Below are 16,822 nucleotides of genomic sequence, written 5' to 3'. Positions count from 1 at the left end.
TCTTTGCCAAGAGTGGCCCATACGGACCCAGAGGGGGAGAGAATGAAGAAGATTTACGGTAGTGCAGCAGAGGCCCTCGATGGGCTTTTGTTTGACGGGATGTTTATCGCGGCCGGTGGTTTTGGCCTCTGCGGTATCCCCGAACTTTTGCTGGACGCGATCAAAGACGCAGGCACCAAGGACCTGACCTTTGCATCGAACAACGCAGGCGTAGATGAGTTTGGGATCGGCATCCTGTTGCAGACCAAACAGGTTAAGAAAATGATCTCGTCCTATGTGGGCGAAAACGCCGAATTCATGCGCCAGTATCTGTCGGGCGAGCTGGAGTTGGAGTTCAACCCGCAAGGCACATTGGCCGAACGTATGCGTGCTGGCGGCGCCGGCATCCCCGGTTTCTATACCAAAACTGGCGTGGGCACCGTGATCGCGGAAGGCAAAGAGCACAAAGACTTCAACGGTCAGACCTACATCATGGAAGAAGGCATCTTTGCCGACCTCGCGATCGTTAAGGCATGGAAAGCGGACACAACGGGCAACCTGATTTTTCGCAAAACCGCGCGGAACTTTAACGTGCCAGCCGCGACCTGCGGTAAAATCTGTATCGCAGAGGTCGAAGAAATCGTGCCAGCAGGAACGCTCGATCCAGATGCTATCCATCTGCCGGGGATCTACGTCCATCGCATCATTGAGGGCGCACACGAAAAACGTATCGAACAGCGCACCACCCGCAAGAAGGAGTCCGCATAATGCCGTGGGATCGTAACCAGATGGCGGCGCGGGCCGCGCAAGAACTTCAAGACGGTTGGTATGTGAACCTCGGCATCGGTATCCCGACGCTCGTTGCGAACTACATTCCCGAAGGCGTTGAAGTGACTCTTCAGTCGGAAAACGGCATGCTCGGCATGGGGCCGTTCCCATTTGAAGGCGAAGAAGACGCTGACCTGATCAACGCAGGCAAACAGACGATCACCGAACTGCCGCACACCGCCTATTTCGACTCTGCGCAGTCGTTCGCAATGATCCGTGGCGGCAAAATCGCGATGGCGATCCTTGGCGCGATGGAAGTGGCCGAGAACGGCGACCTCGCTAACTGGATGATTCCGGGCAAGCTGGTCAAAGGTATGGGCGGCGCGATGGACCTCGTCGCGGGCGTTGGTCGCGTTGTTGTCGTGATGGATCACACCAACAAACATGGTGAATCGAAGGTTCTCAAGGCGTGCACTCTGCCACTCACGGGCAAGAGCGTGGTGGACCGCATCATCTCGAACCTCGGGGTTCTGGATGTGGTCGACGGTGGCCTCAAAATCGTCGAACTGGCCGATGGCGTCACCGAAGAAGAGCTTCGGGCCGCGACCGAGGCGACGATTGTAGACTAAGGGAACGGGCGCTTTCGGGCGCCCTTCTTCTTTCGCGTGTGTTAGTTGTTTCTAAAATTGCCTTGGGTTTCATAATTCGGCCCCAATCGGTTGCTATTTCGTGACCAATGACAATGAGCAGCACAAATAGATTGCCAGACACAGGCTCTACCGCACACCGCCGTTGGCGCGACATCGCGCTGCTGGCGGGGTTGTTTGGTTTTGTCATTTTGGGTTTGGCTGGGCTCGCTCTTGCGACGGGTTGGGAAGAAACGATTGCCCAATTGTCGCGACTGTCTTTTCTGCAATTTATCGTGCTCTTGGGGCTAAGCCTTGTGAACTACGTGTTACGCGGCAGTCGCTGGCACGTGATGGCACGTAAAATTGGTCTTCCGACGACATTAACCCAAGACCTCCGTCACTTCATCGGTGGGTTCGCGATGTCCGTGACCCCAGGTCGCGTCGGGGAACTGATCCGTATGCGGTGGATCAGACGTGAAACGGGGTGGGCCGTTGAACGGACCGCGCCGTTGGTGCTCATGGATCGGGCCGGTGATCTGGCCGCGATGGCGATTATTCTGGCGCTGGGCCTGTCCTTTGGCGCGGGTGGTATCGCGTTTGGCCTGCCTGTGGCTATCGCTGCACTGTTGGTTGCATTTGTAGCTACACGCCCACGGCTCCTTGCTGGAGCGGCGGAATTTGCCTACCGACTAACCGGATTTTTCCCGCGTCTCATGGTGCGTGTGCGCCGTGCGGCAGGGTCGCTTGCTGCGTTTTCTGACCCCAAAACGGTGATCATCACCTTGGCACTGGGCCTGACAGGTTGGATTGCCGAAGGCTATGCGTTCCACCTTCTCCTTCTTTGGATGGGCGCGGACATTGGGTTCTGGATGGCCGCAACGATTTTCACGTTCTCGACCCTTGCTGGCGGGCTGACGGGCGCACCTGGTGGTGTTGGTGGGGCCGAGGCCGCGATGGTTGCGCTCTTATCAATGCAGGGCGTGCCTCTTGAAACCTCGCTGCCTGCGACGGCGATTATTCGTGTAACGACCCTTTGGTTTGCGATTGGGTTGGGGCTATTGGTTTTCCCATTTGCCGAACGACATTCTTTAAAACAGGCACTTTGATACGATGCTTTGGAAGACAATGACTTATTCTGGTTGGGGCCGCACCCTGACTGCTGATGGCGAACTTGCACGCCCTGAACGGCGGACTGCGGTTACGGCCCAAGGCCCTGCGATTGGCAACCGCCGCAGTTATGGTGATGCCGCGCTGAACGATAACGGTCGGGCGACAGATATGACGCGGCTCGATCGGATCATCGGGTTCGACGGTGACATCGTCCATGTCGAGGCGGGCTGCACCATTGCTACTCTGGCACGGATTTTCGCACCCAAGGGCTATCTGCCCGCCGTGATGCCCGGCACAGGGTTCGCTACGGTCGGTGGTGCTATCGGCATGGATGTGCATGGCAAAAACCACCACAATGACGGATCGTTTGGCCAACATGTGACCGAAATTACCCTGCTCGGCATCGATGGAACGCGAGCTATTACCCCAGCCGATGAGGTGATCTGGAAAGCGACGATTGGCGGGCTGGGCCAAACAGGTGTGATCCTGTCAGCAAAAGCTGCGGTTGAAGCCTATCACCGGCGGCCAATTGCGCGTTACCGAACGGCGCGTGCAAAACTGGGACCAGCACATCGAAATGCTGGACGCGAGTACGGCGACCTATTGTGTGGGTTGGATTGATGCAATGGCCAAGGGTGACGCTCTGGGACGCGGCATCGTCGAAGAGGCTGAGGTTGGCGGTGGGGACTATTCCGCGCCGAAAGGGGCGAAAAAGGTGCCTTTTGATGCGCCGAATTTTGCCTTGGCCGCACCCATCGTAAAGGCTTTTAACGAAGCCTATTACCGTCGTGTCCCTGCTGAGGGTCGCACCGTTGATCGTCGCATTGAGGATTTCTTTTTCCCGCTCGACAAGATCCACGACTGGAACCGTCTCTATGGAAAGCGTGGCTTCCATCAGTTCCAATGCGTTGTGCCCTTGGCCCAAGTGGATGCACTGAAGTCCATGCTGAGCGCGATTGCGTCCTCTGGTCTGGCCTCTCCACTTGCCGTTTTGAAACGCATGGGCGCGGGGCGGGGTGGCTATATGTCCTTCCCGATGGAGGGGTACACGCTCGCTGTTGATTTCCCCGCACGTGATGCCGCTGCTGAACTGATTGCGGAGCTGATCAGCCTAGCAGACGCGGCTGGTGGTCGGGTTTATCTGGCCAAAGATAGCCTCGCATCGGGGGACGTCATCAAATCCATGTATCCCGAACATTCGGAGTGGTCAGAGGCCGTGAACGAATCCGATCCCGATCACCGTTTTGAAACTGACATGACCCGCCGTTTGAACCTACGAGGTGCGAAATGACCGATACTTGGATCATCCTAGGCGCAACATCCGCCATCGCCCGCGCGTTCATTCGTAAGCAAGCCGAGGCCGGCGCTGCGTTCATTCTATGTGGTCGTGACATCGTTGATATGGAGGCGACCGCAGCTGACGCGACGGTCCGTGGTGCGCCTGAGGCGACCGTCATGCCGATCGATATGCGCGATGCCGCAACCTTTGACGCGGTGATTGAGGCAGCCAAGTGCCTCGAAGGTACGATCAATTGCGCGGTCTTTGTTGGCTCCATGCCAGATCAGGCCGAGATTGACGCTGATCCGTCCTTGATCGATGGCGTTGTCACCGACAGCTTTACAGGTCCTGCGCGGTTCCTGACCATGCTGTGCCCAGTGATGGAAGCCCGTGAACAAGGCATTGTCGTCGGCATCAGCTCTGTCGCAGGTGATCGTGGGCGTTTGAACAACTATGTCTACGGCGCGGCAAAGGCTGGCTTCACGACCTACCTGTCGGGTCTGCGCAACCGCATGGGTCGCAAGGGCGTCCACGTGATGACGGTAAAACCTGGCCCTGTCGATACGGCGATGACATGGGGCATGAAAATGCCTGCTATGACCACGCCAGAGGCGGCGGTAGAGGACATCCTCAAAGGCGTTCAGAAAAAACGGAACGTGATCTACACAGCGAAAATCTGGTTCCCGATCATGACCGTGATCAAACTGATCCCCGAGCCGATCTTTAAGAAACTGTCGTTCTGAGGGGTGCCCCTCAGAACCCAAACCATTTTTGCCAGAGTCCTGCGCTGTAGAACATCAGCGACAGCGTGATGAGCAAAAGGCCGATCCCGCGTTTGTCCTTGAGGGCGAAAACAATCGGGTCGTAGTCCTGCTTTCCATACCAACCCAGACGCACCATTCGGTTGAGCCATGCCGCAATTGGGATCAGCGCGACCCACAGCAGCCATTGGGACGGGTAGAGCATCCGTGCTTGTTCGCTGAACGAGTAGAGGAAGAAAATCACCAGCGCCCCGATCATCCCGAGAATGCCGACGTTCAACAGGTCAGGTCTATCAGGGCGGCCATACCCGCGCCCCGGAAGGCGGTCGTCGTTCGTGGCCAACGTTAGTTCGGTTAAACGCTTCACGCAGCCGAGGGTGACAAAGATCGGGAATATGAAGATCAACATAAAGACAGAGGCGTCAACACGGCTCGCCGCAGCGCCAGCCACCACGCGGATTGTGTAGAGCGATGCGAGCGTGAAAATGTCGATCCAGCGCATCCGTTTGAGTTTCAGCGAATAGGCCAGCGACAGGATCATATAAAGAGCGACGACACCAAAGAACGCGATGCCGAGGAACGCGCCAAGGCCCAGTGCAAAGACCCCAAGCCCCGCGCAGATCATCATGCCCGTTTTGATTGGCACGGTGCCTGCGGCGAACGGGCGTTTACATTTCTTAACGTGGAGGCGATCCGCTTCGAGGTCGAGTAGGTCGTTGACGATATAAATGCAGGATGCAGCCGCCGAGAACGCCATGATGCCGAGGATGATCAGACCAAAGGACACCAACCCGAATTGGTGGGCCGCGATCATGGGCAGGAATAGCAGTACGTTTTTGACCCACTGATGCGGACGCATGGCGCGAATGGCTTCGGAGGTTTTGTGCGGCGCGTCGAAGGTCGTCACCTTTTCAGAGGGGTAACGTGCGGCGGCTCCGCCTGCGGTTCCCACGATAATCGCCTTATCTGCGACGTCCCAGATCGCCGTGTCTGATGAATCGTCGCCTGCGTAATCGAACCCACCTTTGCCGTAGCGTTCGACCAACGCGGCGGCTTTGTTCGCGCCTTTGAGGTTGTGACCGTCTTTCGACCCGATGGCCCCGTCGAACCCATGATGATCGGCAAGCGCCTGAACCAATCGTTCGTCCGATGCGCTGGCGAGGATCACCTCGCGCCCGTCGGCTTGGGCGGCCTTTGCGAATTCTAGAACCTCGGTATTAACGGGCAATAAGTCCACGCGAATATCGGTTATATTATAAACGGCCTCTTTCAGATGCGCGGGTTTACGAAAGAGCGTCACGCCTGCTTTGATCGTTCTGATCGGATCAGTGCCCAGACCCGCCCAGACGTTTTCGAACAACATGTCGGTGCGCAAAAGCGTGCCGTCGATATCCAGCACAAGTGGCTTTGAAGCGGTCAAAGTCAGTCCCCTAGATTAAAGACGCAGCCATCCGACATCAGCTCTGGCGGTGTGACGCAGAGCGCGCGTGCCACTGTCCATGCGGACAGCACTTTGGGTACATAGGCACGTGTCTCAGCAAAGTTCGGAACGCCGTTGTTGTCACGGATCGCACCCTCGCCTGCGTTATATGCTGCGATGAATAGAATTGGGTCGTTATCAAATTCGGTCATGAGCCAGTCGAGATAGGCAATCCCGCCGCGGATGTTCTGTGATGGATCGAGGCTGTTGCGCACATCAAACCGTGCAGCCGTCGCTGGCATGAGTTGCATGAGGCCCTGCGCGCCTACTCGGCTCACGGCACTGGCGTCTCCGCCGCTTTCAACTGCGATCACGGCCAAAGCCAGCGCGGGCGAGACATTTGTATCAATCGTGCTGATCATAATGTCTTTGCCATGCGCGGCGGCAATCTGGTGCAGGGCGGATAAGCGAGGTTCCGTGACCGCTTCGCCTTCGGGGGCTTTGGCCATCGCGTCCAACGCAAGGATCAATCGTCCAGGAGCGGTGGCATCGAGGGTAGGGGGCACGGCCTCCCAAAACCAATCGAGGGTTCCTGTTTGCGGAACGGCGCCTTCAATTGGGTTCGACGATGGGGCAGGAGTGCGCGACGTCGGGATCGCCGCCTCACCTGCTGCGGCGGGTGCAGATGGAGCGCTGGGCGCACGCGGCGCTGCGGGGTCGATCTGCACATTGATACGATTTGTGGTTGTGCCAACGGGCGGCGCGGTGACTCGCCTAAAGGTAAAGTCGGGCTGCAAACGGCTCGACTCGGCCAAGGCCGAGGACGCCAAAAGAGTCGCCAAACTGAAAATGATTGCGAAGCGCCGCGTCATGCGGGTCTGCCCTGCCTCTGCTTTTTTCAAATCTATCGCAGAAAATCTGTCCAATTGCTACCTAAAGGAGGAACAATGGCCATGAGTGAGCCTAATTGTAGAGTATTTTCAGGGGCGGAATACCCTAAAGTATATAAAATTTAACCTTTTATACCTTATTAATCAGTAACTTATACCTTTCGTATTAAAAAATCTCAGATGGACAGAAATTGCACCAAAGCTGCCCAAATCCCGCCCCATTCGGATGGCTATATCATCTCATCCAAAGCGGGAAACGAACCAGAGAGGCTGGTGAGAAACACCCCCGCAAGGAACTGAAAACTGAGCGATTACATTTCCCTGAGGAGGGACCGACATGCTGAACTTTATCAAAAACTTCCGTAACGACGAAGACGGTGCTGTGACTGTTGACTGGGTTGTTCTGACCGCAGCTCTCGTAGGTATCGGTATTGCAGTTATCTCGTCCGTATCGGGCGGCACCACTGCAATGGGCGACAAGATGTCGACCATGCTGTCTGCGCAAAAAGACGCAACTTACTAATCCTTATTTAATCATCAAAGAAATTCTGGAGCGTATCATGCTTAACTTCATCAAAAACTTCCGCAACGACGAAGACGGCGCAGTAACTGTTGACTGGGTTGTTCTGACCGCAGCTCTCGTAGGTATCGGCATTGCAGTTATCTCGTCCGTATCGGGCGGCACCACTGCAATGGGCGACAAGATGTCGACCATGCTGTCCGCACAAAAAGACGCAACCTACTAATCCTTATTCAATCATCAAAGAAATTCTGGAGCGTATCATGCTTAACTTCATCAAAAACTTCCGCAACGACGAAGACGGCGCAGTAACTGTTGACTGGGTTGTTCTGACCGCAGCTCTCGTAGGTATCGGCATCGCAGTTATTTCGTCCGTATCGGGCGGCACCACTGCAATGGGCGACAAGATGTCGACCATGCTGTCCGCACAAAAAGACGCAACCTACTAAGATCATCCCAGGTTAGCGGAGCCTCGACATGACAACTTGGTTTAAAAAACTACGCCATGATGAAGAAGGTGCCGTAACCGTCGATTGGGTTGTATTGGCCGCGGCATTGGTGGGACTTGGGATCTCGATTGTCTCGACGACTGGGGAACACCAAACGGCCATGGGCGATAAGATGTCTAGCCAGATGTCAGAGCTCGCAGATCAATACTATTGATCTTGGTGCCTTAAAATGACTGACCGTCCCTTACGTGGGGGCGGTCAAAATCGTTTCAGGGGTGTGAGCACTAGTGATTGTCTCTGAATTCGACAATAAAACGATCATTAGCTGTTATTTGTCCACAAATCGCCGCATTTTCCTGCGAGTGATAAACTAAGAAAACGTTGGATCGACGCAGCTTGAGGCGGCAGAGGGTAAAAATATGCGATCAGTATTTGGTTTGGTTCTGGTGATTGGTCTTGGCCTCGCGGGTTTTGCGGTCTTTATGGTCAAAGGCTATATCGACGAGCAAGAACAAGTCCGTGCAGCTGAGCGGGCCGCAATCGCCGCACGTGCCCCCACAATTGAGGTCGTCGCCGTCAAAGAAATGGTGCCCTATGGCGCCACGCTGACCCCTGACGATGTGGGCATGATCCTCTATGCCGAGCCCTTCCTGCCCGAAGGTGTGTTCCGCACGATCGAAGAATTGTTCCCCAATGGTGCCGAAGAACCCCGCGTTGTGCTGCGCCAGATGGAACCGCTCGAACCTGTTTTGGCTGTTAAGGTGACAGAGCCAGGTGGCGACGCTGGTATTACTTCGCTCTTGCAGCCCGGAATGCGAGCTTTTGCTATTCGCGTTGACGTGGCATCGGGCGTGTCTGGACTGTTGCGCCCGAATGACCGTGTTGACGTCTATTGGACAGGTCGCGCTATGAATGTGGGCGATATGGGGACCACTGACGTGACCCAACTGATCCAATCGAGCCTCAAAATCATCGCGATTGACCAGATTATCAACGGATCGGTAAACACCGGCACCGTTGCCCGCACCGTGACGGTTGAGGCAACGCCACAGCAGGTTGCGGCTTTGGCTCAGGCGCAATCGACCGGCAGCCTGATGTTGTCTCTGGTCGGTGCGTTTGACGAAACCATCGCGGCTCCGGTTGTTGTGGATCAGAACACGTTGCTCGGCATCGAAGCGGCCCCTGCGCCTGAACCTGAACCCGAAGTGGTCGAGGAAAAGGTTTGCACCGTCCGCACGCGTCGTGGTGGTGATGTGGTCGAAATCCCGATCCCTTGCACCGACTAAGACACGTTTACAACCCTGATGCGTTGTCGTGGGACATGGGTCTGTTGCCCAAGTCCCACATATAATTTGCCTCGCAACGTATTGATTCTTGCAAAAAATGCTTTTTCAGCGCAGTCTGCAGAAAAATACGGGCAAGAGACCCGATAACGGGCGTGATCCAAGAGGCAGGTCACAATGACACGTAAAAGTATTATCACGGCGGCACTGACCAGCCTTTCCTTGGCATTCGCAGCAATGCCATCGTTTGGCGTGGCGGAAACATTGCAAGTGATGCGCGGCGCACCGTCGAGTGCGCTACAGGTTCCAATGAACCGCGCAGTTGTTGTCGAAAGCGACACTCCCTTTACAGAATTGTCGATCGCGAACCCTGGGATCGCGGACATTTCATCGCTCTCGGATCGCACGATCTATGTGCTGGGCAAAGAGCCCGGTCGGACCACGCTGACCCTTTTGGGCGCGGATGGACGACTGATCACGAACGTTGAAGTGCAGGTCACACCTGACATCACGGAATTCAAAGAACGGCTGGAACAGATCCTTCCGGGTGAAACGATTGAAGTGCGGACTGCGAACGACGGGATCGTTTTGTCTGGCACAGTGTCCTCTTCTGCGCGGATGGAACGCGCCTTGGAACTGGCTGAACGTTACGCACCCGAACGCGTGTCGAATTTGATGAGCGTAGGTGGCACCCAACAGGTGATGCTACGCGTCCGCTTTGCTGAAATGCAGCGCACCGTTGCGAAATCGCTATCGTCGTCATTGGGGATGCAGGGAAGCATTTCGGGCGGAAACGTTGGCGTTCTGGGTGGGTCGAACTCTTTGAACACGGCTGTGACGGCTGTTGGCGGTGCGACAGGCACGACCATCGGCGCAGGTGAAGCAGCGGGCGCGGTTCTGTTCGGCTTTAACGCAGGTGGCCTCGAAGTTGGTCTATTGCTCGAAGCCCTCGAAGAACGCGGCGTAGTACGCACCTTGGCTGAACCGAACCTGACCGCTTTGTCTGGACAAGAGGCACGGTTCCTCGCTGGCGGCGAATACCCCGTTCCAATCAGCCAAAGAGATGGCCAGATCACCATTGAATTCAAACCTTTTGGTGTCGAGCTGAACTTTACACCGCGCGTTCTGGATGGCGATGCGATCAACCTTGAACTCAATGCCGCGGTATCGAGCATCGACCCGTCGAACAGTTACACCGCCGCAAACGGCTTTACGATTGATGCGTTCCGCAAGCGCGAAACTTCGACCACGGTCGAGATGCGCGACGGCGAAAGTTTTGCCATCGCGGGTCTAATGTCCGACGATTTCCGTGACCTGAACACACAGGTTCCGTGGCTTGGTGATATCCCAGTGCTCGGCGCGTTGTTCCGTAGTGCGGATTACGAACGTCAGCAGACAGAATTGGTTATTATCGTGACCGCGCATTTGGTGACCCCGACCCGTGGCGAAGCGCTTGCGCTGCCGACGGACCGTGTGCCTTTGCCGTCTGAGCGTGATTTGTTCCTGATGGGTCGTGTCACGGGCACACCGACCACCGGTCCTGCGGGCGAAGTGGCACGTCAGGATTTCTCGGGCTCTTATGGTTACGTTCTGGATTAATGGTATGAAGGCGGGGGCAGACATGAAACGGATCGCACTTCTGATCGCTGCATGTGGCGCGTTGACGGCCTGTAGCCAGAACGCCTCTGTCATGGCATCGTATCGTGAGGCGGGATCGCTCGTGGATACGGGCACCTTTGGTCTGGCCACGATGAACAATACTGCGGTTCATACCGGTGCTATTTCTTATGCGACCAACCTGAATCGCCGTTTTGAAGCCGAAGTTCCGACAATGATCAACTTTGACTTCAACTCGACTGCTTTGGATGAACAGGCCCGCGCCGTGCTGCGTGCACAGGCCGACTTTATCAAACAGTTCCCTGAAGTTCGGTTCAAGGTCTACGGCCACACTGACCTCGTGGGGTCGACCGCATCTAACCGTCGTTTGGGTCTGCGCCGCGCAGAGGCTGTGGTTCTCTATTTCCAATCCCAAGGCATCGACCGTTCGCGTTTAGAGGCTGTGGTTTCCTATGGCGAAGAGCAGCCTTTGATCGTGACCGAGGGTCGCGAGCGTGCAAACCGCCGCACAGTGACCGAAGTGTCGGGCTTTGTCGAAAGCAACCAGATGATCATGGATGGCCGCTACGCCGATGTGATCTTCCGCGAGTATGTGAACAGCGCGGCGGCCTCGACTCAGTTGTCTGGCATCTCTGGTGCAGAGATTGCAACCGACAGATAACACTGTCTAAATCGACGCAAGCAGGAGGCGAACAATTCGCCTCCTTTTTTGTTTATCGTCTCTCATTTCCGCACAATTGCATCCTTTCGGCCCAATTCTGGACACGATTGGAGGTGATGAATGTCCGAAAGAAGTAGTCCTCGGCGATTCCGAGGTGGTTTGTGGCGGACGGTATCGCCGCCAATGGACGAGACGAAGGAAACGAAAATGGGTCAAATAGCAGTCATGCAGCCAGAACCGCAGCCGATTGTCGCCTGCACGGTCAGTCGCGATGTGCAGTTCTTTGATCTCTTGATTGAAGACATGGAAGAGGCTCTGGGCGAACGCTGGGGTGATCTTGGGTTTGAGGATGCTCTGGCGTTCTTGGAACAGCCTGATGCGGACACTCTCGAATTTATCGCGGTTGCATTGAATGCAGAGGACGAGGGCGACCTTGGCCTGATTTCCAATGTGATCTCTGCTGCAAAAGCAAAGGGCCTCAAGGTTATTCTGATTGCCGAAGACGTCAGCCCCAAAGCGTTGCATCAGTTGCTGCGTGAGGGTGGTGACGAATTTATTCCCTATCCGCTGCCCGAAGGTGAACTGTCTCAAGCGATCGATCGTGTACTTGCAGAAGAACCGCCCGCACCGCCTGTAGCTCAAGAACCGCGCAATAAACTCAAGGCAACGGGAGATCGTTCAGGTGTCGTTATTCCCGTTCAGGGTATGGCAGGTGGCGTTGGCACGACGACCTTTGCGGTGAACTTTGCCTGGGAACTGGCAAATATCGATAAAAAGAACCCGCCGCGCGTGGTGATTTTGGATTTCGGTATGCAATTCGGATCGGTGTCGACTTTCCTCGACATGCCGCGCCGTGAAGCTGTGCTCGAAATGCTCAGCGATACCGAAGCGATGGACGAAGACTCGTTCATGCAGGCGCTTTTGCCGTTCGAAAGCAAACTCTACGTGCTGACCTCGCCTGCGGATCTGGTGCCGATGGATATTGTGATGCCCGAAGATATTGAGCGGGTGATCGAACTGGCTCGGACGAACTTTGACTATGTGGTGATCGACATGCCGCCCGTGATGGTGGAGTGGTCGCAGTCCGTTCTTGAGGCGGCACATGTCTATTTCGCGCTGACCGAACTCGATATGCGCAGCGCACAGAACACACTGCGCCTGAAACGGGCCCTGCAAGCCGAAGAACTGCCGTTCCAAAAGCTGCGCTTTGTGCTGAACCGTGCGCCGAAATTCACTGATTTGAACGGCAAGGCCCGCGTTAAGCGTATGGCAGAAAGCCTCGGTATCTCGATTGAGGTGCAACTGCCTGATGGCGGCAAAATAGTCACCCAAGCCAACGACCACGGTGCGCCGTTGTCTGAGACGGCGGCGAAGAACCCGCTGCGCAAGGAAATCGCAAAGCTGGCTCTGTCAGTTCACGAACATAACACCGCCGACGCTGATGCGGCACACGGATAAGGAGGCGCAAAATGTTTTCGAAGTATAAAAAAATCGAGCGGAACCGCGCCGGCTGCCCGTCTGGCTGCGATCAAGGGTAAGACGGTTGAGCCGAGCGCGGCGCCGTCTTCGCCCTTGCCCGAAGCTCCGAAATCACTACGTCGCCCCGCGCCAACGGCCAGTGCGCAGGTCATCCCAGATGATCGTGAGAAAAAGCGCAAAGAGCGCCTGTCCGAGATCAAGCTCGAACTGCACAAGGCGCTGTTGGACAACCTGAACCTCGCGGCGCTCGAAAAAGCGACCGAAAACGATCTGCGTCAGGAAATCAACGCGATTGCGGCGGAAACGCTCGAAGAAAAAGGACTGGTTTTGAACCGTGAAGAGCGGCTTCAGCTCAGCCAGGATCTATATGACGAAGTGACGGGCCTAGGCCCGCTTGAGGCGCTTCTGAAAGACGACACCGTGAACGATATTCTCGTCAACGGTCCGAAACAGATTTTCGTCGAACGTGCAGGTAAGCTGCAATTGACCGACATCACCTTTAAGGATGAAAAGCACCTCCTGCGGATCATCGACAAAATCGTGTCCGCTGTGGGTCGCCGCGTTGATGAATCGAACCCCTATGTGGACGCCCGTTTGGCTGATGGCTCGCGTTTTAACGCGATGGTTGGTCCGATTGCGGTGGATGGGTCGCTTGTTTCGATCCGTAAGTTCAAAAAGGAAAAGCTGGCGATTGATGACTTGGTCAAATTCGGTGCCTTTACCGAAGAAATGGCCGCCTATCTTCAAGCGGCTGTCGCGACCCGTCTGAACGTCATCGTGTCGGGTGGTACGGGTTCTGGTAAGACCACGACGCTCAACGCGCTATCGTCTTTCATCGATGACAGTGAACGTATTCTGACGATCGAAGACACCGCGGAACTTCAGCTGCAACAGACCCACGTGGGCCGTATGGAATCCCGCCCTCCGAACGTCGAAGGCAAGGGTGCTGTGACCCAGCGTGACTGTCTGCGCAACGCACTGCGGATGCGTCCTGACCGTATCATCGTGGGTGAGACCCGTGGTGAAGAGGTTATCGACATGCTTCAGGCGATGAACACGGGCCACGATGGATCGATGACGACCATCCACGCCAACTCTGCCCGTGATGGCGTGTCGCGTCTGGAAAACATGATTGCGATGGCTGGTATTGAGATGCCGATCAAAGCGGTGCGGAGCCAGATTTCATCGGCTGTGAACTTGATCGTGCAGGCGTCGCGTCTGCAAGACGGCTCGCGTCGCATGACCTCGATCACCGAAATCACCGGCATGGAAGGCGACGTTATCTCTATGCAAGAGGTGTTTCGTTACCAGCGCGTTGGTCTGACACCTGACAACAAAATCATTGGTCATTTCACCGCCACTGGCGTGCGTTCGCACTTTGCTGAACGGTTCCGTCTGTGGGGCTATGACCTACCGTCGTCCATCTTTGAACCCTACGCTGCGGAGTAATAGCCATGGTCCTCTCTGCTGAACCGCTTATCTACGGCATCGTTTTCGTCGCGGTCCTCGTTTTGGTCGAAGGCCTCTACCTTACGGTATTTGGCAAATCGATCAGCCTGAACAGCCGCGTGAACCGTCGTTTGGCTCTGATGGAGCGCGGCGCGAACCGTGAGCAAGTGTTGGAACAGCTCCGCAAAGAGATGACCCAACACATCAAGTCACAGCAAATCCCGCTGTATTCGCTTTTGGCCCAGAAGGCGCAGAAGGCGAACATCGCGTTTACCCCCGTGCAATTGATCATGATCATGGGTGTGCTGGGTGTCGCTTCTTTCATTGCGCTTTCTGTTGGCACCTCGGCGAGCACCCCTGTGCGTGCTGCAATGGCGGCCGCAATGGGTATCGGTGGTGTCTATGTCTGGGTGAACGGCAAAGCCAAGAAACGGATTTCCCTGCTCGAAGAACAACTGCCTGATGCGGTTGAACTGATGGTGCGGTCGCTGCGCGTTGGGCACCCGTTTGCCTCTGCAGTGAATATCGTCGCCAAAGAGGTCGCTGACCCGCTGGGCACCGAAATGGGCATGATCGCCGATGAGGCCGCCTATGGTCGCGACATGGGTGAGAGCCTGAAAACTATGGCCGAACGCATTGATATGCAGGATTTGCGCTTTCTCGCGGTGGCAGTAACGATCCAGCAACAATCGGGTGGTAACCTCGCTGAAATCCTCGAAGGTTTGGCCAAGGTGATCCGCGCACGTTTCAAACTCTTCCGCCGCGTTAAGGCGATCACGGCCGAGGCCAAATGGTCGGGCATGTTCCTGTCCGGTTTCCCGCTGGCTGCGCTCTTGCTGATTAACGTGGCAAAGCCGGACTACTACGACGGCGTAAAAGACACGGCGGCCTTTATTCCTGGCTGTCTGATTGTGGCTGGCTTCCTTGCGGCGAACCTCTTTGTGATGCGCGCGCTCGTGAATATCAAAGTGTAAGGGGGCGTTGATATGACTGCACTTCTGGACCTACTGACGGATAAATTTGGCGCCTACGGACCGCTCTATCTGGTTGCAGGGATCGTTATGGCCCTGATGCTTTTGGCAATCCCGATGATCGTGCAAAAGCGCGAGGATCCGCTTGATCGTCTGAAACAATCGGCACGCAGCCATGACGCTGGTCGTCAAAAGGCAAAGCTGCGTCAGGCCACGGGCAAGGATAAGCTGGAGAAATACTCCAACTTCCTAGAGCCGCAGAACGAAGACGAATTTTCCGCGATCCAGCTGAAACTTCTGCAGGCTGGTTATCGGACAAAGAACGCTGTTCGCGTCTATTACTTCTTCCAATTCGCTTTGGGCATCGGTGCGCTGATCGCTGGCGTTGCCTATGCGATCTTGAAGACGCAGACGGGCGATCCCTCTACCCAAGACACAATGTTGGCGATCCTTATTCCGGGTGCTGTTGGCTATATGGCGCCGAAATACTGGGTCACACGCCGTCAGGCTGAACGTCAGGATGCGATCGTCAATGGCTTCCCTGACAGCCTCGACATGCTCTTGGTCTGTATTGAGGCGGGTCAGTCTCTGGACCAAGCGATTTTGCGGGTGGCGCGTGAATTGCGGGCAGGTTTCCCCGAACTGGCCGAAGAATTCGAAATCGTCAGCTATGAGCTTAAAGCTGGTAAGGACCGCACCCAAGTGATGCGCGACATGGCTGAACGCTGCGGCGTGCCAGATGTGAACTCGTTTGTAACCGTGCTGATCCAGTCGCAACAGTTCGGTACGTCCATTGCCGAAGCACTGCGGGTTTATGCGGGCGAGATGCGCGATAAACGTGTGATGCGCGCCGAAGAAAAGGCCAACACCCTGCCGACCAAGATGACGCTCGCGACGATGATGCTGACTGTTCCGCCACTGTTGATCATTCTCATTGGCCCCTCCGTCTACGGCATCATGACTTTCATGAGCATGGGTGGTAACTAACACGCACCATGCGCGTTATCCTTTTGATTGTATCGCTAATTGCTTTGGCCGCCTGTGACACGGGCGGCCTCAACCGTGGTGACGGGGTCTATGCCCCCGGTGTCGCGGGTGAATCCGACATCGACGGGCTGATCGTCGGGCACCGTTTGATGGAAGCGGGCGAATACGAATTGGCGCTGCGGGCCTATATGCGGGCGGCGGGTCAGCAGGGGCTAAACGTCGACACGCTTTCTGCGCTGGGTTCTGCAAACCTCAAGCTGGGAAGGCTCGGACAAGCCGAAGAGCTGTTGCGCCGCGCCACCAAAGAGGACGAAACCTTTGCGGCGGCATGGAACAACCTCGGTGTTGTTTTGATGGAGCGCGGCGAGGTTTATGAAGCCGCAGAAGTGTTCCGTATCGCCTATGCAACGGACAACGGGAATTCCGACATGATCCGCGACAACCTGCGCTTGGCACTCGCAAAACGCGATAATTCCGCGTATGTTGACCCCAACGATAATGAAACGTTCCAACTTGTCCGACGGGGAACAGGCGATTTCCTCCTCTTGTCGGATATCTAGAACGGCAGAG

At 55.8% G+C, this 16,822-nt stretch carries 20 protein-coding genes; 18 read left to right on the top strand and 2 right to left on the bottom strand.

Features of this window, described 5'->3' with window-relative positions; genetic code table 11:
- Positions 1 to 42 precede the first annotated feature (42 nt).
- The 6 genes from BSK21_RS11875 (at position 43) to BSK21_RS11855 (ending at position 4,508) form a co-directional block, all read left to right on the top strand.
- On the top strand, positions 43 to 747 hold the full coding sequence (locus tag BSK21_RS11875; RefSeq protein ID WP_067550753.1) for a CoA transferase subunit A: 705 nt from the start codon (positions 43 to 45) through the stop codon (positions 745 to 747).
- The gene (locus BSK21_RS11870; RefSeq protein WP_067550752.1) at positions 747 to 1,376 is read left to right on the top strand and encodes a CoA transferase subunit B; all 630 of its coding nucleotides are present in this window, start codon (positions 747 to 749) and stop codon (positions 1,374 to 1,376) included. Before BSK21_RS11875 ends, BSK21_RS11870 begins: the two co-directional genes overlap by 1 nt.
- Before the next feature lie 113 nt (positions 1,377 to 1,489).
- Positions 1,490 to 2,482 carry a lysylphosphatidylglycerol synthase transmembrane domain-containing protein gene (locus BSK21_RS11865; protein ID WP_067550889.1) on the top strand — a complete coding sequence of 331 codons (993 nt, stop codon included), beginning with the start codon at positions 1,490 to 1,492 and terminating at the stop codon, positions 2,480 to 2,482.
- Positions 2,483 to 2,501: 19 nt separating this feature from the next.
- The gene (locus BSK21_RS16200; RefSeq protein WP_231924806.1) at positions 2,502 to 3,107 is read left to right on the top strand and encodes an FAD-binding protein; all 606 of its coding nucleotides are present in this window, start codon (positions 2,502 to 2,504) and stop codon (positions 3,105 to 3,107) included.
- A complete protein-coding gene (locus tag BSK21_RS16195) occupies positions 3,064 to 3,777 on the top strand; it encodes a hypothetical protein (RefSeq protein WP_231924805.1) in 714 nt (237 codons plus the stop codon). Before BSK21_RS16200 ends, BSK21_RS16195 begins: the two co-directional genes overlap by 44 nt.
- Positions 3,774 to 4,508 carry an SDR family NAD(P)-dependent oxidoreductase gene (locus BSK21_RS11855; RefSeq protein ID WP_067550751.1) on the top strand — a complete coding sequence of 245 codons (735 nt, stop codon included), beginning with the start codon at positions 3,774 to 3,776 and terminating at the stop codon, positions 4,506 to 4,508. The genes BSK21_RS16195 and BSK21_RS11855 overlap by 4 nt, the downstream gene beginning before the upstream one ends.
- Positions 4,509 to 4,518: 10 nt before the next feature.
- On the opposite strand, the gene BSK21_RS11850 is transcribed toward BSK21_RS11855, so the two are convergent.
- Together BSK21_RS11850 and BSK21_RS11845 are read right to left on the bottom strand one after the other, a co-directional pair.
- The gene (locus tag BSK21_RS11850; RefSeq protein WP_067550750.1) at positions 4,519 to 5,946 is read right to left on the bottom strand and encodes a UbiA family prenyltransferase; all 1,428 of its coding nucleotides are present in this window, start codon (positions 5,944 to 5,946) and stop codon (positions 4,519 to 4,521) included.
- A 2-nt stretch (positions 5,947 to 5,948) separates the two neighbouring features.
- Positions 5,949 to 6,818, bottom strand: coding sequence for a lytic transglycosylase domain-containing protein (locus BSK21_RS11845; RefSeq protein ID WP_067550749.1), 870 nt, complete (start codon positions 6,816 to 6,818; stop codon positions 5,949 to 5,951).
- A gap of 355 nt (positions 6,819 to 7,173) precedes the next feature.
- Here BSK21_RS11845 and BSK21_RS11840 point away from each other — a divergent pair, with 355 nt between their 5' ends.
- From BSK21_RS11840 to BSK21_RS11785, 12 genes are all read left to right on the top strand, one after another.
- Positions 7,174 to 7,359, top strand: a complete 186-nt coding sequence (locus tag BSK21_RS11840; protein ID WP_067550747.1) for a Flp family type IVb pilin — start codon at positions 7,174 to 7,176, stop codon at positions 7,357 to 7,359.
- Positions 7,360 to 7,396: 37 nt separating this feature from the next.
- Positions 7,397 to 7,582: a Flp family type IVb pilin gene (locus tag BSK21_RS11835; protein WP_067550747.1), complete on the top strand. Its 186-nt coding sequence runs from the start codon at positions 7,397 to 7,399 to the stop codon at positions 7,580 to 7,582.
- Between the two features lie 37 nt (positions 7,583 to 7,619).
- Positions 7,620 to 7,805, top strand: a complete 186-nt coding sequence (locus BSK21_RS11830; RefSeq protein WP_067550747.1) for a Flp family type IVb pilin — start codon at positions 7,620 to 7,622, stop codon at positions 7,803 to 7,805.
- Positions 7,806 to 7,833: 28 nt separating this feature from the next.
- Complete coding sequence (locus BSK21_RS11825; RefSeq protein WP_067550746.1) at positions 7,834 to 8,019, top strand: Flp family type IVb pilin; 186 nt, start codon at positions 7,834 to 7,836, stop codon at positions 8,017 to 8,019.
- 205 nt (positions 8,020 to 8,224) lie between these two features.
- Entirely contained in the window at positions 8,225 to 9,091 is an 867-nt protein-coding gene (gene cpaB / locus BSK21_RS11820) for a Flp pilus assembly protein CpaB (RefSeq protein ID WP_067550745.1), read from the top strand.
- 174 nt (positions 9,092 to 9,265) lie between these two features.
- Entirely contained in the window at positions 9,266 to 10,687 is a 1,422-nt protein-coding gene (locus BSK21_RS11815) for a type II and III secretion system protein family protein (RefSeq protein WP_067550744.1), read from the top strand.
- Between the two features lie 22 nt (positions 10,688 to 10,709).
- Positions 10,710 to 11,366: an OmpA family protein gene (locus BSK21_RS11810; protein WP_067550887.1), complete on the top strand. Its 657-nt coding sequence runs from the start codon at positions 10,710 to 10,712 to the stop codon at positions 11,364 to 11,366.
- A gap of 183 nt (positions 11,367 to 11,549) precedes the next feature.
- Positions 11,550 to 12,824, top strand: coding sequence for an AAA family ATPase (locus BSK21_RS11805; RefSeq protein WP_232230433.1), 1,275 nt, complete (start codon positions 11,550 to 11,552; stop codon positions 12,822 to 12,824).
- Between the two features lie 60 nt (positions 12,825 to 12,884).
- On the top strand, positions 12,885 to 14,294 hold the full coding sequence (locus tag BSK21_RS11800) for a CpaF family protein (protein WP_074039033.1): 1,410 nt from the start codon (positions 12,885 to 12,887) through the stop codon (positions 14,292 to 14,294).
- A gap of 5 nt (positions 14,295 to 14,299) precedes the next feature.
- Positions 14,300 to 15,268 carry a type II secretion system F family protein gene (locus BSK21_RS11795; protein WP_067550742.1) on the top strand — a complete coding sequence of 323 codons (969 nt, stop codon included), beginning with the start codon at positions 14,300 to 14,302 and terminating at the stop codon, positions 15,266 to 15,268.
- Positions 15,269 to 15,280: 12 nt separating this feature from the next.
- A complete protein-coding gene (locus BSK21_RS11790; protein ID WP_067550741.1) occupies positions 15,281 to 16,252 on the top strand; it encodes a type II secretion system F family protein in 972 nt (323 codons plus the stop codon).
- An 8-nt stretch (positions 16,253 to 16,260) separates the two neighbouring features.
- On the top strand, positions 16,261 to 16,812 hold the full coding sequence (locus tag BSK21_RS11785) for a tetratricopeptide repeat protein (RefSeq protein ID WP_067550740.1): 552 nt from the start codon (positions 16,261 to 16,263) through the stop codon (positions 16,810 to 16,812).
- Positions 16,813 to 16,822: the final 10 nt, after the last annotated feature.

Origin of the sequence: Marivivens sp. JLT3646 (genome assembly GCF_001908835.1) — a bacterium.
GTDB classification, from domain to species: Bacteria; Pseudomonadota; Alphaproteobacteria; order Rhodobacterales; family Rhodobacteraceae; genus Marivivens; species Marivivens geojensis.
The sequence above is the reverse complement of the archived record's forward strand: the minus strand, read 5'-3'. Positions and strand labels throughout refer to the sequence as shown.

Bases quoted from the DNA above. Each gene is read 5' to 3' on its own strand.
- BSK21_RS11790 (WP_067550741.1), top strand. From the start codon at position 15,281: ATGACTGCACTTCTGGACCTACTGACGGATAAATTTGGCGCCTACGGA.
- BSK21_RS11840 (WP_067550747.1), top strand. From the start codon at position 7,174: ATGCTGAACTTTATCAAAAACTTCCGTAACGACGAAGACGGTGCTGTG.
- BSK21_RS11830 (WP_067550747.1), top strand. From the start codon at position 7,620: ATGCTTAACTTCATCAAAAACTTCCGCAACGACGAAGACGGCGCAGTA.
- BSK21_RS11810 (WP_067550887.1), top strand. From the start codon at position 10,710: ATGAAACGGATCGCACTTCTGATCGCTGCATGTGGCGCGTTGACGGCC.
- cpaB (WP_067550745.1), top strand. From the start codon at position 8,225: ATGCGATCAGTATTTGGTTTGGTTCTGGTGATTGGTCTTGGCCTCGCG.
- BSK21_RS11845 (WP_067550749.1), bottom strand. From the start codon at position 6,818: ATGACGCGGCGCTTCGCAATCATTTTCAGTTTGGCGACTCTTTTGGCG.
- BSK21_RS11795 (WP_067550742.1), top strand. From the start codon at position 14,300: ATGGTCCTCTCTGCTGAACCGCTTATCTACGGCATCGTTTTCGTCGCG.
- BSK21_RS16200 (WP_231924806.1), top strand. From the start codon at position 2,502: ATGACTTATTCTGGTTGGGGCCGCACCCTGACTGCTGATGGCGAACTT.
- BSK21_RS11855 (WP_067550751.1), top strand. From the start codon at position 3,774: ATGACCGATACTTGGATCATCCTAGGCGCAACATCCGCCATCGCCCGC.
- BSK21_RS11875 (WP_067550753.1), top strand. From the start codon at position 43: ATGAAGAAGATTTACGGTAGTGCAGCAGAGGCCCTCGATGGGCTTTTG.
- BSK21_RS16195 (WP_231924805.1), top strand. From the start codon at position 3,064: ATGCTGGACGCGAGTACGGCGACCTATTGTGTGGGTTGGATTGATGCA.
- BSK21_RS11835 (WP_067550747.1), top strand. From the start codon at position 7,397: ATGCTTAACTTCATCAAAAACTTCCGCAACGACGAAGACGGCGCAGTA.
- BSK21_RS11815 (WP_067550744.1), top strand. From the start codon at position 9,266: ATGACACGTAAAAGTATTATCACGGCGGCACTGACCAGCCTTTCCTTG.
- BSK21_RS11785 (WP_067550740.1), top strand. From the start codon at position 16,261: ATGCGCGTTATCCTTTTGATTGTATCGCTAATTGCTTTGGCCGCCTGT.
- BSK21_RS11865 (WP_067550889.1), top strand. From the start codon at position 1,490: ATGAGCAGCACAAATAGATTGCCAGACACAGGCTCTACCGCACACCGC.
- BSK21_RS11805 (WP_232230433.1), top strand. From the start codon at position 11,550: ATGGACGAGACGAAGGAAACGAAAATGGGTCAAATAGCAGTCATGCAG.
- BSK21_RS11825 (WP_067550746.1), top strand. From the start codon at position 7,834: ATGACAACTTGGTTTAAAAAACTACGCCATGATGAAGAAGGTGCCGTA.
- BSK21_RS11870 (WP_067550752.1), top strand. From the start codon at position 747: ATGCCGTGGGATCGTAACCAGATGGCGGCGCGGGCCGCGCAAGAACTT.